The organism is Chryseomicrobium imtechense (genome assembly GCF_041475995.1).
Classification (GTDB): domain Bacteria; phylum Bacillota; class Bacilli; order Bacillales_A; family Planococcaceae; genus Chryseomicrobium; species Chryseomicrobium aureum.
This window is the reverse complement of record NZ_JBGOBM010000008.1, coordinates 25,353-39,579: the sequence shown is the minus strand read 5'-3', so window position 1 is coordinate 39,579 and position 14,227 is coordinate 25,353. Positions and strand designations below refer to the sequence as shown.

The window sequence follows — 14,227 nt, the reverse complement described above, 5'->3', positions numbered from 1 at the left end:
ATGTTGACGACAGAACAAATTCAAGCGATTTTGCCACACCGTTATCCATTTTTACTAGTCGATCGGATTTTAGAGATGGAAGAAGGAAAACGTGCAGTCGGCTTAAAAAATGTATCCATTAATGAAGACTACTTCAATGGTCACTTCCCAGGGTATCCTGTCATGCCAGGTGTCCTCATCGTGGAAGCTCTAGCACAAGTAGGCGCAACCGCTGTCCTACAAATGCCAGAGTACAAAGGTCGTCTCGCTTTCTTCACAGGCATCGACAACTGTCGCTTTAAGCGCCAAGTCAAACCAGGTGACCAACTTCGCTTAGAAGTAGAACTAACGCGTCTGCGCGGTTCTCTTGGAAAAGGTCATGCCATCGCGACAGTAGATGGAGAAATTGCATGCGAAGCAGATATCTTGTTTGCAATCGGACCAAAAGTTGAAGACTCTACAAACTAATATGTGCGGTGTAGTCGCTTTCATACTACCCATTAGGATTTGGTAATGAGTGCGACTCCCGAATAATGCCTTCTTTCTGTAACAGACTAACAGCAGTCACTTTGCTGTGATGAGTCTTTTGCGAAAGGAGGTTTTTCATCCTTTTTTATAGGTACCTGTCCCAAACACTATTCTGACATTCATGACTATTCATTAAGTATGCAATGCCACCACGCATTCCTGTGTTAGAAAATGGATAATTATAAATTGTGTTGAAATTGTATGGGGTCCAGGTACCTTTTGGGAACTATTGGTAAATTGTGCTGGGCACTTAGTGGAAGGGAGGGGTTGACTCCAGTGGGATTCCAGTCTGCCGTGAGATCCCGCAGGAGCCTGCGACGAGGAAGCTCACGCAGCGCCCACGGAAAGCAGCCCCGTAGTGGAACTCAACGTCTTAGAGCGCACAATTTCTAACCAGTCGACTCCACATCTTAAGCGTCCTCATCCTCTTTCAAAACTGGCCGCTCTTTCATCGCCTTCTCAAACCGCTCAAGAAGCGCATCGCCTTCAAAACCATCTTCAATCAACTCAGCAAGCAATCCTTCTGCGTACTTTCGGCGCGCTTGCTTCAACGTGCCGCGGAACAATACAGAAATCGAATCGCCGACCTGTTTGACGGAGTAGGCCATCACCTCAAACGGAGCGGGTTCATTCTCAGGGTATGAGATCACAACGCGGGCTTCTACGATTTCTTGTGTAGCCACTAAATCATCAAAATACGGTTTCAAATCTTTCGTCGTAAACAACTCGATCGCCCAAGAGCGAGAAGAGTTTTCCTGATTGATGATAATACCATCTTCGATTGGAACAAGTTTTGATTCGTGTTGACTCAAAATAGATGTCTCGATCACTTTAAATGTTTTCATAACTAAGTTTGGCCTCCAAATCACTGCATTTTCACAAGTATAGCATAGCGCAAAAAAAATTTAAGAAACGATCAAATTAAAGTTTTCACATCGAAACTCCTCTGAAAATGAAATTTTCACAGCGAAAAATGACGAAAATGGCTAAAAACGGCTATGAAAACTCCATTTTGTCCATTTGCCAGCACTCAACACCCTGAAGTATGCTGTGCGAGAAGGGAGGTGAGAACTGTGAACAAGGTTGCACTAATCGGTCGGCTGACCAGAGACCCAGCCCTTCGAACACTTCAAGATGGAAGGGGGCTGACAAGCTTTGCGATTGCTGTACCAAACGGCTACAAAAAAGATGAAGCGGACTTCATCAACTGTACGATCTTCGGCAAACTGGCGGATCTGACCGTCAAGTATTGTGGAAAAGGATCACTCGTTGGCGTGACAGGGCGGATACATAGCCGTTCCTACGACAAGGAAGGGACGCGCATCTATGTCACCGAAGTCATTGTAGAAGAAATACGATTCTTGGCAACAAAACGCAAGGAAGAACAACCTGCGGATCGTGTGGAAATGAACGAAGAACGTTTTGAAATTCCTGCTGATTTTAAACCAAATACGACTCCAGTCTAAAAACACTAACACATCGCCATGTGTAGGTTTCTCTCAAAAAAACCAGCCTCTTTGGTATGGGGATAACAAAGAGGCTGAATTCATCAGGAAAGTGTCAAAAGATCTGTCAGTTCATCATCACTAAGTTCCGTGATCCATTGGCTCGAATGTATCAGTTCGTCTGACAACGACTGCTTCTGTTCGAGTAAGGTATCGATCTTCTCTTCAATTGTTCCGATTGTCAAAAACTTATGCACATGCACGAACTGTTGCTGACCGATACGGTAAGCACGGTCCGTTGCTTGATTCTCGACCGCCGGATTCCACCAGCGATCCGCATGAATGACGTGAGTCGCAGCTGTTAGATTTAGACCTGTTCCGCCAGCCTTGAGCGATAATAAGAATATCGGAAACTCACCCGCCTGGAAAGAGGCAACTAAATCGTCGCGCTGTCCTTTTGCCATGCTGCCTGTTAAGAATGGACTGTCGATGTCATACAGTTCACTGAAGCAGTGCTGCAATAGATGGCCCATGCCGATATACTGTGTGAAAATCAGACATTGTTCTCCACGCGCAGCGATTTCACCTGCGAGCGATACGATTCCTGCAAGTTTCGCAGATCGCTGAAGCATCGTCTCCGCTTCATCAAACGGTTCTTTCAAATAGAGCGCAGGGTGGTTACACAACTGCTTCAGCTTGCTCAGCATTTTAAGAACTAGACCTTTCCTCTGGAAACCGCTGAGATTGCCGAGTTGGCTCACTGATTCTTGAATCAAAGATTCGTATAGTGCAGCTTGCTCGGTCGTCAATGCGCAGTATTCTTTCTGCTCAAGCTTCTCAGGCAAATTCAGTTGTAAGTCAGGATCCCGCTTTGTGCGGCGCAACAAGAACGGCTGAATCTTCGTACGCAAGCGGTGCTTGGCTTGTTCATCTTCATCTCGTTCAATCGGCGCCATATACGTTTCTTGGAACGACTTAAATGAACCGAGATAGCCTTTATGAATAAAGTCAAAAATCGCCCATAGCTCAGATAATCGGTTCTCAACAGGAGTACCTGTCAATGCGATATGGTGCACACCACGCAGCTTACGGATTGCCCGTGACTGCTTTGTTTGCATATTTTTTATGTTTTGCGCTTCATCTAAAGTTACCGAACTCCAAGCGACACGCTGAAGCGGTTCGGCATCTTGTGTGGCAATCCCATACGTCGTTAACACTACATCTGCATCCGTCGTGATTTCACCACGATTGGAGCCGTAATGTGTCGCGACACGAAGAGAAGGTGCGAATTTTTGAAGCTCTTTTTGCCAGTTCCCAAGAACGGACGTCGGACAGATAATGAGAGACGGTGTGTCCGGCTGCTGTTCATGCACATGCAATAAGTAGGCAATCAACTGAACCGTCTTCCCAAGACCCATGTCATCGGCTAAAATCGCCCCGAACGACTCTTTGCGCATAAACCCGAGCCAGTTCAACCCAAGCTGTTGATACGGACGTAGCTCGGTCAATAGACGAGGAGATGGCTGAATTTCTGGGAAGGCCTTCTTCTCTTGTAGCTGTGTCAAGTAGCTCTCGAGGGACTGATGGAGCTGGAACTGGATGAGCGGGTCATCTGAATCGTCATCCTCTGCAGGCACTGTCAATTCATCCGGAAGCTCTTGGAACAACAAGTCACGCACGGTCCATTCCTCTTCTTCTGAACGGTCGAGCAGCTTGCGAATCTCTTGGATCCACTGCGCATCGATTTGGAACCACTGGTCACCTGAACGAATAAACGAACGATTTTCTTCTACCATTTGGCGGAACTGTTCTTCGCTAATATCTTGACCACCTAATGAGAAGTTCCAGTTAAATTGAATGATTTGTTCAAGGCCAGCAGCAGACTTGTAGCGACCTGCACTGGCAGAAGCACGGACCTGCATCTTCGACTCTTTGATTTCCTTTAACCAAGCTGGCAACACGACGTCATAGCCAAACGCTTGAAGTTTCGCTAAATCGTGGCGCAAAAAGTCTCTTACCTGTAAATCATCGAGGGCAACGTGGAAAAAGCTCTCCAACTCTTCATCAAGCACTGACACGAACGGAATGACACCACGTTGGAATGTTGTGATGACGTCTGTTAAATGAACCCACTTCGGTGGTAGTGCTTCTTCAATCGGAAGGAAGCGCTTTTTCACAGCAGGCGTCCAGTAACTTGAACTGCGCACACCCCGAACGACTGTCTCCAAAATCCACTCATCCGTCATATCATCTGGCTCCATCAAACGCAGGGCTACGTGAATTTCCGGATGTTGCTGCACTTTATCGATCGGCCAACCGCCAGACTTGAAATACTCTTGTAAGCTGACTAAGTCATCGTAAGAAAACGCGGCTTGGCGTGCTTTTTGCAAAATCGCGGTCTCCACGATGGTTGTAACGGCCGTGTCTTCACTAGCTGTGACGAACAGGCTGTTGACGTCAAAACGTACGTGATCCCAAAGGTTTTTATTATGGTAAATCGAAGCCGCTTCTTGAATCGCGTCAAAGTGTTTCGTCGATTCCGGGTCATGGCCATAAAATTCATAGATATCCGATGGGTTTGGCAATAAGTCGATTGCATCTAAGCTCGACAATAAAAATTTGCCCTTTTTGTCTTCTATAGGAAGTCCAAAAAAACTATCGCGGTGCTTTCCGAAAAGAATCGTCTTCAAGCGGTCCGTACTACCTGGACTTGAAACCGCAAACCCACCATCTAGTTTCTCTACAGTAATTGGAACTGAAAATAGTTTCACAGTGACAGATTTCCTTTCTCCATTTCTTGCTGGAATGCCCGCAAGCGACGGAATTTTTCGCGGATCTCTTGAACGTAGTGATTCCAGTAGACGGTCTCGTTAGCAGCCTTTGCTAGCTGTTTCATCTTCTTCATATAACGCACAGCTTGTTTATAGCTGTCGCGCTTCTTCTCATTAATTTCCCGCATCACATTCATGTGATAGAGAGGAAGAAGGACAAACGGAGCCTCGTCTTTTACAATTTCTAATCCACATGTTTCTGCATACGTGATTCCGCTTTGGCAGTAAAGATGCAGATCGGCCCAATCATTATAGCGCTCTTGATCAATCAACCAATTCGAAAACGGTTCGAGCGTAAATGGAATGAGCATGCGATAAAACTTAGCCTGACTTTCTTCGGACAAGTCGAGCTGTCGTTCGATATAACGAAGTGTATACACAAGTCGGGAAGCGCGCGTATCGGTATCTAGATACTCCTCAATAGCCGGAAGCAGCCGTTCAAACATTTGTGTGGCCATCTCGATTTGGTGTTCCTCAAGAGAAAACTGAATAAGCGACAAATAGTTTGCGACTTCATCTGTAGGAATCTTTGTCATCGATTTCAGTAAACGATCCGTCTGACCAAGTTGGAAATAAAACAATTGACGGACTTGAAGCAGCGAGTTGCCATCTTTTGTTTCGGAATGCGCTTCTAAGAAAGCCAGTTCCTTCTCTCGTGCGTGCTTGGATGTCCCAAGTTCTGACCAATAATGTGAGTAGAGAGCACTGCGCTGTGAGAAATAGCCTTCCGCATCTGTTAATAAGTGGCGCACGTAGCGTTCGATGCGCTCATAAAACGGATCCGCTGCAAAGAAACGCGGTTGTTGCTGCAATTGCTTGAATTGGTGTTTCAATTCTTGAATCGTTTCGTCTAGATAATACCGTACGCGACCGCGTTCATTCTCACGACTTAAACTGTTAAATGTCGGCCACAACTTTACAAGGGTCATCAAGGTGACACTCGTATCAAACAGTACATGCCATTCCCGTTCAAGCGGACGAATGCGCTGCATTTGCCGTTTGTAATCGCCGAGCGCAAACTCCATGAGGAAAAAGCTCGATGCATGTTCTTGCATGACAAGTTGATTGAGTAATGTACTAGCATACTGTTCCCAAGCGAGTGGCGTGCGGTCTTTTTGAATCGCTGCAATCGACTGGTGGTCGGCATGGGAGCGCCATGTTTTCACCCATTCGCTTAACGAATTCATATGTTGATAAAAATAAAACAACACAGCAGCCTGATGGCGACACATTTTTCGTCCACTGCACGAACATGATGATTCTTCATAGAACGAGATATGGACGTACGCATCCTGAACATCGCGAACCACAAAATCGGCTTCGTGCTGGACCGGCTTATAATCAACAAGTTGAACGGCACCATTCCGAACAAAAGATTGTGCACTCCGGACGAGCGACTCATCTTGTGCGACACCCGCCATCAAGTACTTACCGAGCTGCTTCATAAACTGTTCTATAGGTTCTTCATAAAACGTCAAAAGACGCTGAACTGTCATCCCTTTCACAGGGGTTCACCACTCATTTCTAAAAGACTATCCTTCCATTATAACGTCTTTTGGACAAAGAAAAAACATGGATTGCGAATTTCGCATCCATGTTTGGTCATCCTTTCAGTTGATCAGTGAACTCTTTTAATTGTTGCTCGCGCTCTTCTTTCGATAGTTCACGTAAATGAAGTAGTAGATTCCTAAAGTCTGCATTCGCCATCAATTCCGAAACGAAGGGTTGGAACTGTGCATAATAGCGGTCTTGTGATTCTTTAGCCTGTTCTACAAAAGCTTCTGTAGTTTTACGATTGTTTTGATCATCCGTCAACAGATTCAAAAATTGTTCATCGGACAAGCGATATACTGAGCGAATTAAATTTATCATCTCTAAGCTAGGTTGACGCGCGGATGATTCATAGCGCGAGAGTGTAGCATTTGAAATCTTTAAAAGCTTTGCGGCCTCTTCTTGAGAGATATCCAATTGCTCATCCCGATAAGCCTTTAGTTTTTCATGAAATTTCATGCGTCTCACTCCTCTTACCAATATGGCAAGAATACCGATGATGTATACGATAAAGTGATTTTTTACCGAAATGGTAAAAAGCATAAAATCCCAATTGAGATAGTTTATAACCAAAATATAGTATAAAATAACTAATGAAAGAGTGAAGACAATGCCACGGTATAAAACAACATTTCATTTATGCAATCTGAATCTTCAACGAAAAAATGTCTATTTAGAAATCACCAAATGTGAACCTGAGGAAACAATCGAATATCTAAAAAATGTAGAAGTAAAAGCAACTTCCTGTGGAAATGAAATTGAAGTTTTAACTGAAAAGGAGTTAACAAAAACAGAGCTAAGAGAACTTCCATTGAAATGTGTTATGATGATCCATGATTCCGGAATCGGGTACTTCTCGGAGCGTCCAATGATGAGACCCTCTAAAGTGAGAAGTAAACAATAAAGCAGAGGTCCAAAATAAAACCGTACTGTGAAATAGAAGTACTTGAAAAGAGTCTAGACAACGCTACTAGGCTCTTTATTACTTTTTTGTGAACAAAGATGTTTTCATGCACAATTTTTCGGGAATATGATACACTAATACAAACAGAATATTCTAACAATAAAAGGAGGGGGGAGAACATGCTAAATGTCGAGATGATGAAACCGTTCCACACAGAAATAAAAGACAATAAGATTCGCCTGGTATTTGCGTATCAATACTTTTCACTACGTAAAGATGATGAAGTGTTTAGCTTCATTCCTGTCGAAGGCAAAGAGATTGTCCTGAATAAAGACACACTGCAAGTTGAAAACTTGTCCGAAGTCTTTGTATTCCAAAAAGGCAACCGCTTTATTCGACTGCCACTGTATCAACTGTTACTTGTTTCAGACGTTCACGACCATCTCAAAGTTCTAGTTGAACCGGTCGCTGAGCAAGAAAGTAACGAAGAAGTGAACGAGCTCATCCAAGAGTTGGAGCTTCAAAATTTTGAACGATTGATGGACAACGCACTGACACAACGTAATGTTGATCTATTCTATCAATTATTAGCCACTAAGCATGATGGAGGTACGTATGTATAACTCAACTCAATAAAAAGCATCTATCACACGAACCGCCGTTTGATAGATGCTTTTACTGTTTTAGAAGAAAAATTGTAAAACTAGCACAGAGATAGTTGATCCAATCAGACCAAATACAACATCCCCCCAGCTAAACGACAAATCAAACAACTGCCGCATTGTAATCCGCCCCTTTCTGTTATTGAAGTAGTCGTCTTTCCTATATAAAAGTTACACTCAAAATATTTCTTTATTTGTTAGTGTTTCCGTTCATCCCTCTATCCAATATATGCTAGAATTATCCTTATGGATGAGGAGGTCTATCATGTTTTTAGAATTTCATTTTTGGCGCTATTTTTTCACCAGGGGAACATTACTCAATAACCTTGCTGAAACTGAAACGATTCGTGGATTTAAAAAATGCGTAAGTGTAGTGCTTGCGTGCACCATACTCTTATATATCGTTATGAACAGTTGGGGAATGACCACTACTGCTCTCACTTCACTTTATGTGATAGGCTTTACCGATACATACGCTGCTGCAAGGTGGATTTCCTTACTCGGAATCATTTTGTTTGCTGCACTCTATTTTGGTTTCCATTTCTTTGGAGTCAGCTGGCTCCTTCACCTCATCACCAAAATTCCATTACGGATTGCAGCTGTCATGCAGTTATACGTAGTAGCAACCTTGTTGATTGAAAAACTGGTTTTACTTTTAGTCTTTGTAATGCTAGGCTATACAACGCATCTTTCATTCTTATCGTTTGGTCCCGTTGCGGCCCAATTTTTAGATCATAGTTACTTTCATTATTTCTTCAATCAATTCTCCTTATTCACAGGAGTTGTGATTGCCATTCAACTACAATTTTTACGCCGTTTTACAACTCTTTCCACACCTGTACTTCTTTCGATTTTGTTAGCGTTGACGACAGTATTTGCAGCTGTTGTCGCTTTGATTAGCGTATTGCCTCTAGAGTCATGGGTATTAGGAGGTGGTTTCTAATGCGCCGGTTTTACACAGTGGGTCTTGCAGTTGCGATTACAGCTTTTCTAGCTGCGAACGCCATTTTGGTTTTCAAAGAAGATAGTATCATCGCACGCAACTATTACATCGATGAGCATATCCGAGTAGCTGAAGGAGAGTTCAAACGCGAGATTGAAAAAGAAGCGGTCACAGTGCCGGTTACCACTTTAAAAGTGACACTTGAACGTGACGTTCTCGAAACCGTCATCGTTGAACCAGGAGCAGCAGTTGCGCTTGGTGACACGTTAGCCATCCTTGATACATCAGAACGAGACACGCTTCGTGCCGAATGGGATGCGATGGTCGGTGCGTATCAAACGGAAATTCGGGACCTCGAAGCAGTTTTGTCCAGCCTGAGAACGGCGAAGAGTCGTTCCAACTCTACTACATCGAGCAACGGACGGGCTACTTCTTCTGGAAACAGTCAAGATGACGTGGTTGATGTCACTGTCAATTTAGAAGTCGATGTAGAAATCACAGAGGACGCTACATACGATAGTGCGATTGCCGAAATTGAACAAAAAATTGCTGAAGTTGAACGGGAGCTATCAATTGTACAAGCACAGCTTTCCTCAACCGCAGAAAACTTAGAATTTGTGAGTCCGATTGATGGATTTGTTGAACAAATAGAAGAGTTTGAAACACAACTTGTGTTCCACATCGTGCCATCCGAGCAGACGTTGGTCACATTCGTTGAAGAAAAACACTGGCATGAAATCGAGGCCGCCCAACCGGTACAAGCCTATTCTACCCATCTCGCGAAATCTTATGCAGCACAAGTCGCTGGAAAAGGAACGATGCCAGTGACCGACAATCGCTGGAAAGAAATTCACGGGCAGTTTGAGCAACATCCTGATCTGCCACTTTATGAAATCCAGGTAACGCCTGCAGAACCTTTAGAAGGCCTTCCATTTGGAGCGAACGTCAACACGATCATCACAATTGATCAAGCGACGGGGGCGATGCGTCTAAGAGATGATTGGACGATTACGCGAAACAAAGAATACGCAGAAATCTATTCCATCTCAGCAGAAGGTAAGATTGGGCGAATCCCGGTCACTATTGCATTTGATATGCCCGAGACGCAATCTGTTATTGTGGACGATGGACTAGTGAACGGTCAAATCGTGCTAGATGATACGTTTCGACGTAACAATGCACGTACGTTCTTCCCGCAACCACTCGAACTTCCGAGCTGGGCAACTGTAAAAGCTCTAGGGTGGAAAGATTACATGGCTTTCCTTATTCAAAAGCCTTATGTACCTAACACTGAAGAAGATGTAGAGGAAGAAGTAGACGCTGAGAACGCTGAAAACTAATGTCTTGAACACCCCTTGAATCTTAAGGGGTGTTTTTTGATTCTTTAGGGGGTGACAGGCACCAAATGGAAGTAGCTCCCATTTGGTCCCTGTCACCTTAAATTCTTCTCGAACACCTTCCACATCTTAAGTAAAAAGAGTATACTTTCACACATACATACAAAATTTAGAAAAGCGAAAGAAGGGTTGGCATGGACGCTCGTTTTAAAATCGCTCACCGGGAAGCGAAAATCGGTGTAGGCCTTGCAATTGCTCACTTTCTTTGGTGGTTTGGCTTCGCTTACGGACTTGGGAGTCGGCCGGTTGAAGAATACACGTATATTCTAGGATTTCCGGATTGGTTCTTTTACAGCAGCATCGTCGGATTTGTTTTGATTGCCCTGACGATTGTTGTGATTGCGAGATTCTTCCTCACCGAAGTGTCGTTTGAAGAAGAGGAGGAGCGAGAATGAACTGGCAAGTGATTGTCCCGCTAGTGTTCTTCTTGATTGCGATCTTTGCGACAGGTTGGTTTGCGAGTAAACAAAAGGGAAGTTCCGGAAATTTCTTAAATGATTACTTTTTAGGCGGTCGCGAGCTCGGAGGATTTGTTCTTGCGATGACCATGGTGGCCACGTATGGGAGTGCTTCAAGTTTCTTAGGAGGTCCCGGTACGGCTTACACTATGGGGTTTGGCTGGGTGTTGCTTGCGATGACCCAGGTCGTGACGGGGTATTTCGTACTTCTGATTCTCGGGAAAAAGTTTGCGATCATCGCTCGTCGCTATAAAGCCGTGACACTGATTGATTTCTTGAAAGCGCGCTATAACAGTCCGTTCGTTGCCATCTTGTCAGCATTTGCTATCGTCATCTTTTTATTTTCGGCAATGACGGCACAATGGGTCGGTGGTGCGCGTCTCATTGAAACGTTGACGGGACTGAGTTACACGTCTGCACTCTTTATTTTTGTGGTTGCTGTCCTGGTTTATGTGACGACTGGAGGATTTCGGGCGGTCGCCCTGACGGATGCCGTGCAGGGAACAATCATGATCATTGGTACATCCATATTACTCATTGCCGTTATCATCGCAGGGGGCGGGATTCCAACTATCATGCAAGACTTGTTGTCGGAAAACCCGAATCTCGTGACACCATATGGAAATGACGGGAACTTGTCAGCGGCCTACGTCTCGTCATTTTGGATTTTAGTGGGTGTCGGAGTCGTAGGACTTCCACAAATTGCTGTTCGAGCGATGTCGTACAAAACATCTCGGGGCATGCAGCGGGCACTTGTCATCGGAACAATTGTGACAGGGTTTATCATGTTGAACATGCATTTGATTGGTGTCTTCGCACGTGCTGTTATGCCGGGAATCGAAGTGCCGGATACAGTGATACCAATGGTTGCACTGGAGGTATTACCCCCATGGCTTGCAGGAATTGTATTAGCTGCGCCTTTAGCGGCCATCATGTCGACAGTCGATTCTTTGTTATTACTTGTCAGTTCGTCTGTCGTAAAAGATGTGTATCTCGGGTACATTCAGCCGAATGCATCGATGAAAACAGTGAAGCGTCTTAGTTTTGGTGTGACAGCTGCTTTAGGCTCGATCGTCTTCGTTCTAGCAGTGAATCCACCAGAACTTTTAATCTTCTTGAACTTGTTCGCGTTCGGAGGATTAGAAGCTGCATTCATCTGGCCGATTGTGCTCGGACTCTACTGGAAATACGGCAATAAATATGGCGCGATTGCTTCTATGCTAACAGGAATCTTTGGCTACATCGCCTTGCATTTTTACAATGTGGAAAACGGAAATCTTTTCGGCATCCATACAGTGGTCGTTCCAGTCGTAGTGTCATTTGTTGCGTACATCGTGTTCAGTTTACTCATAAAACGACAAGTGTATCGTTTCTAAAGAGAGGAGGCGCGTCATGAGTCGCGTGAAAATCTACTGGATGCTTGTCGGCGTTATGTTTACTTGGGGCGCCAATGTTCCGATGCTGAAATTCATTGGAACCTACGTGCCTCCTGTTACCGTGACAGGAATCCGTATCTTGATGGCAAGTCTTGCTGTCTTTCTAATTTTGAAGGTATTAAATATCTTGCGGAAACCGACAAAGCGGGAATGGAAATATATCTTGGTCGGTGCTTTTTCCAATGTATTGCTCCACCATTTATTTCTCAACCTTGGACTTGCAGAAACGTCTGCCACTTCCGGTGGTTTGATACTTGGAACGGGACCGATCCTGACGGCGATTGCTGCAGCGATTTTCTTGAAATACTTCCCGTCACGTCTCCAGTGGTTAGGCCTGATACTTGGAATTTCCGGAGTCACCATTGCGGTGTTGGTCGGATCCACAGGATTTGATACAAATATCGGAGACTTCTACATATTCATTTCGATTTTGTCGCAGGTACTAAGCTATATGGTAGTAGTTAAAGCTGCGCGGACACTGGACCCGCGTGTGATGACGGCCTATATGATGGGTGTTGGATCGATTGGCTTGATTGTGACAAGTTTGATTTTAGAGCCGGGTGGAATGGTCGAATTTCTCGACGCGCCACCAATTTTCTGGGTCATATTTTTAGCGTCTGGTTTGATTTCGACAGCACTAGGGCATATGATCTACAACTATGCGATCGGGCAAGCAGGAGCTACCCAATCGGCTATCTTCATGAATTTGAACCCATTATTTGCGATGATTCTTTCCAGTCTCTTCCTTGGAGAAATCCTCACGCTCCGGCATTTCGTCGGCTTCTTCCTAATCGTGGCGGGTGTCATGCTCGGTTCCGGTGCGGCGGAAGACCTGTATAAAAAACATAAAGCGAGATCAACCACTCCCAGTAGTTAGCGGGAGTGGTTTTTTTGAGGTGATCTTTTGGGGTGACAGGCACCAAATGGGAGCAGTTCCCAAATGGTGCCTGTCACCACTTGGGGATTACATCCATTTCCAGGCAAGGTAGGTCTAATTACCTGAAAATTCAGCTATACCCCCAAAAATCGAATACTTCTTCACGAATAGGATTGCGTAAACCGTTTCGGCGGTAAAAATTTTTCCTATGAGGTGATTGGATTATGAAGACACGCAAATGGAAACGTATGACAGCGGCAGCGATGATTGCCACAATGACAGTAACAGGCGCAACATATGCTTGGGCAGATGAGTACAAATCTGTTTCTTTAAACGACATAGAGGAAACGACAGCTCCAGTTGTGGACTCGACAGACGTTGAGAATGATAACTTATACGAAGAGACAGCGCCTTCAAACGAAGAACTAAAAGTAGTGTTTGAAGAACGCATTGCTAAACTAAATGAACTGATTGTACAAATTGACGACGAAGAAATCACAGCACTCTTAACACAAGCTGTGGAACGCTTCGAATCTAAGATTGCTGAACTTGAAGCTGGTGAAGATGTGGAAGAGCCAGTCGACGAAGAAACGCCAATTGAAGGCGCAGAGCCTGTTGAGGGCGAAGAACCGACTGACGAAAACACAGAGCTTGAAATGAAAAAAGAACAACTTGCTTTCAAGATTGCCATCATGACAAAAGTCTATGAGCAAGTTGGAAGCGATCAAGCACGTACTGCAATTCAAGCGAACATCGACAAATTCCAATCTCAACTAGATGCACTTAACGAGAAAGCTCCAGTTGAAGAGCCAGTCATCGAGGAACCCGTAGAGGAAGAACCAGTCGTCGAGGAACCAGTAGTTGAAGAGCCTACAATTGAAGAAGAAGTCGCAGAAGAGCCTTCAGAGAAACAAATTCCTGCAGCTGCAGTAGCAGGAAAAGTAAAAGCTGAAGAAAACAAAGCTAAAGCAGAAGAAAAGAAAGCTGCTGCTCAAGGCAAAGCCGAAAAGAAAGTAGAAAAAGCGCAGGCTAAAGCAGACGAAGCAAAATCAAAAGCAGACGAGAAAGTAGAAAAAGCGCAAGCTAAAGCAGACGAAGCGAAAGCAAAAGCAGAAGAAAAAGTAGAAAAAGCCCAAGCTAAAGCAGACGAAGCGCAAGCTAATGCAGAAGAAAAGAAAGCTGCTGCTAAAGAAAAAGGTAATGGCAAAAAATAACA

General features: G+C 44.5%; 14 protein-coding genes. 10 read left to right on the top strand and 4 right to left on the bottom strand.

What is annotated here, in order from left to right; translation table 11 throughout:
• Complete coding sequence (gene fabZ / locus AB5N96_RS09105) at positions 1-447, top strand: 3-hydroxyacyl-ACP dehydratase FabZ (protein ID WP_204589771.1); 447 nt, start codon at positions 1-3, stop codon at positions 445-447.
• Positions 448-917: 470 nt separating this feature from the next.
• Here the strand turns inward: fabZ and AB5N96_RS09100 are convergent, their stop codons facing one another.
• Entirely contained in the window at positions 918-1,352 is a 435-nt protein-coding gene (locus AB5N96_RS09100) for a YwpF family protein (protein ID WP_204589770.1), read from the bottom strand.
• Positions 1,353-1,580: 228 nt separating this feature from the next.
• Between AB5N96_RS09100 and AB5N96_RS09095 the strand changes: the two genes are divergently transcribed.
• Positions 1,581-1,973 (top strand): single-stranded DNA-binding protein, encoded by a 393-nt coding sequence (locus tag AB5N96_RS09095; protein ID WP_204589769.1) that lies wholly within the window; start codon positions 1,581-1,583, stop codon positions 1,971-1,973.
• A gap of 83 nt (positions 1,974-2,056) precedes the next feature.
• On the opposite strand, the gene AB5N96_RS09090 is transcribed toward AB5N96_RS09095, so the two are convergent.
• The 3 genes from AB5N96_RS09090 to AB5N96_RS09080 all read right to left on the bottom strand — a co-directional run bounded on the left by AB5N96_RS09090 (position 2,057) and on the right by AB5N96_RS09080 (position 6,793).
• Positions 2,057-4,723, bottom strand: a complete 2,667-nt coding sequence (locus AB5N96_RS09090) for a DEAD/DEAH box helicase (protein ID WP_499705337.1) — start codon at positions 4,721-4,723, stop codon at positions 2,057-2,059.
• Complete coding sequence (locus tag AB5N96_RS09085) at positions 4,720-6,288, bottom strand: hypothetical protein (RefSeq protein ID WP_499705336.1); 1,569 nt, start codon at positions 6,286-6,288, stop codon at positions 4,720-4,722. The genes AB5N96_RS09090 and AB5N96_RS09085 overlap by 4 nt, the downstream gene beginning before the upstream one ends.
• A gap of 97 nt (positions 6,289-6,385) precedes the next feature.
• The gene (locus AB5N96_RS09080) at positions 6,386-6,793 is read right to left on the bottom strand and encodes a helix-turn-helix domain-containing protein (RefSeq protein WP_204589767.1); all 408 of its coding nucleotides are present in this window, start codon (positions 6,791-6,793) and stop codon (positions 6,386-6,388) included.
• Positions 6,794-6,944: 151 nt separating this feature from the next.
• Here AB5N96_RS09080 and AB5N96_RS09075 point away from each other — a divergent pair, with 151 nt between their 5' ends.
• The 8 genes from AB5N96_RS09075 to AB5N96_RS09040 all read left to right on the top strand — a co-directional run bounded on the left by AB5N96_RS09075 (position 6,945) and on the right by AB5N96_RS09040 (position 14,225).
• A complete protein-coding gene (locus tag AB5N96_RS09075) occupies positions 6,945-7,238 on the top strand; it encodes a hypothetical protein (protein WP_499705335.1) in 294 nt (97 codons plus the stop codon).
• Between the two features lie 179 nt (positions 7,239-7,417).
• Entirely contained in the window at positions 7,418-7,861 is a 444-nt protein-coding gene (locus tag AB5N96_RS09070) for a transcriptional regulator (RefSeq protein ID WP_499705334.1), read from the top strand.
• Between the two features lie 304 nt (positions 7,862-8,165).
• A complete protein-coding gene (locus tag AB5N96_RS09065) occupies positions 8,166-8,843 on the top strand; it encodes a hypothetical protein (protein WP_499705333.1) in 678 nt (225 codons plus the stop codon).
• Positions 8,843-10,183 (top strand): efflux RND transporter periplasmic adaptor subunit, encoded by a 1,341-nt coding sequence (locus tag AB5N96_RS09060; protein WP_499705332.1) that lies wholly within the window; start codon positions 8,843-8,845, stop codon positions 10,181-10,183. The genes AB5N96_RS09065 and AB5N96_RS09060 overlap by 1 nt, the downstream gene beginning before the upstream one ends.
• 191 nt (positions 10,184-10,374) lie before the next feature.
• On the top strand, positions 10,375-10,635 hold the full coding sequence (locus AB5N96_RS09055; protein ID WP_204589762.1) for a YhdT family protein: 261 nt from the start codon (positions 10,375-10,377) through the stop codon (positions 10,633-10,635).
• On the top strand, positions 10,632-12,074 hold the full coding sequence (panF, locus tag AB5N96_RS09050) for a sodium/pantothenate symporter (RefSeq protein ID WP_499705331.1): 1,443 nt from the start codon (positions 10,632-10,634) through the stop codon (positions 12,072-12,074). The genes AB5N96_RS09055 and panF overlap by 4 nt, the downstream gene beginning before the upstream one ends.
• 16 nt (positions 12,075-12,090) lie before the next feature.
• On the top strand, positions 12,091-13,011 hold the full coding sequence (locus tag AB5N96_RS09045; protein ID WP_499705330.1) for a DMT family transporter: 921 nt from the start codon (positions 12,091-12,093) through the stop codon (positions 13,009-13,011).
• Positions 13,012-13,235: 224 nt separating this feature from the next.
• Positions 13,236-14,225: a hypothetical protein gene (locus tag AB5N96_RS09040; RefSeq protein ID WP_499705329.1), complete on the top strand. Its 990-nt coding sequence runs from the start codon at positions 13,236-13,238 to the stop codon at positions 14,223-14,225.
• The last annotated feature ends 2 nt before the right edge of the window (positions 14,226-14,227 follow it).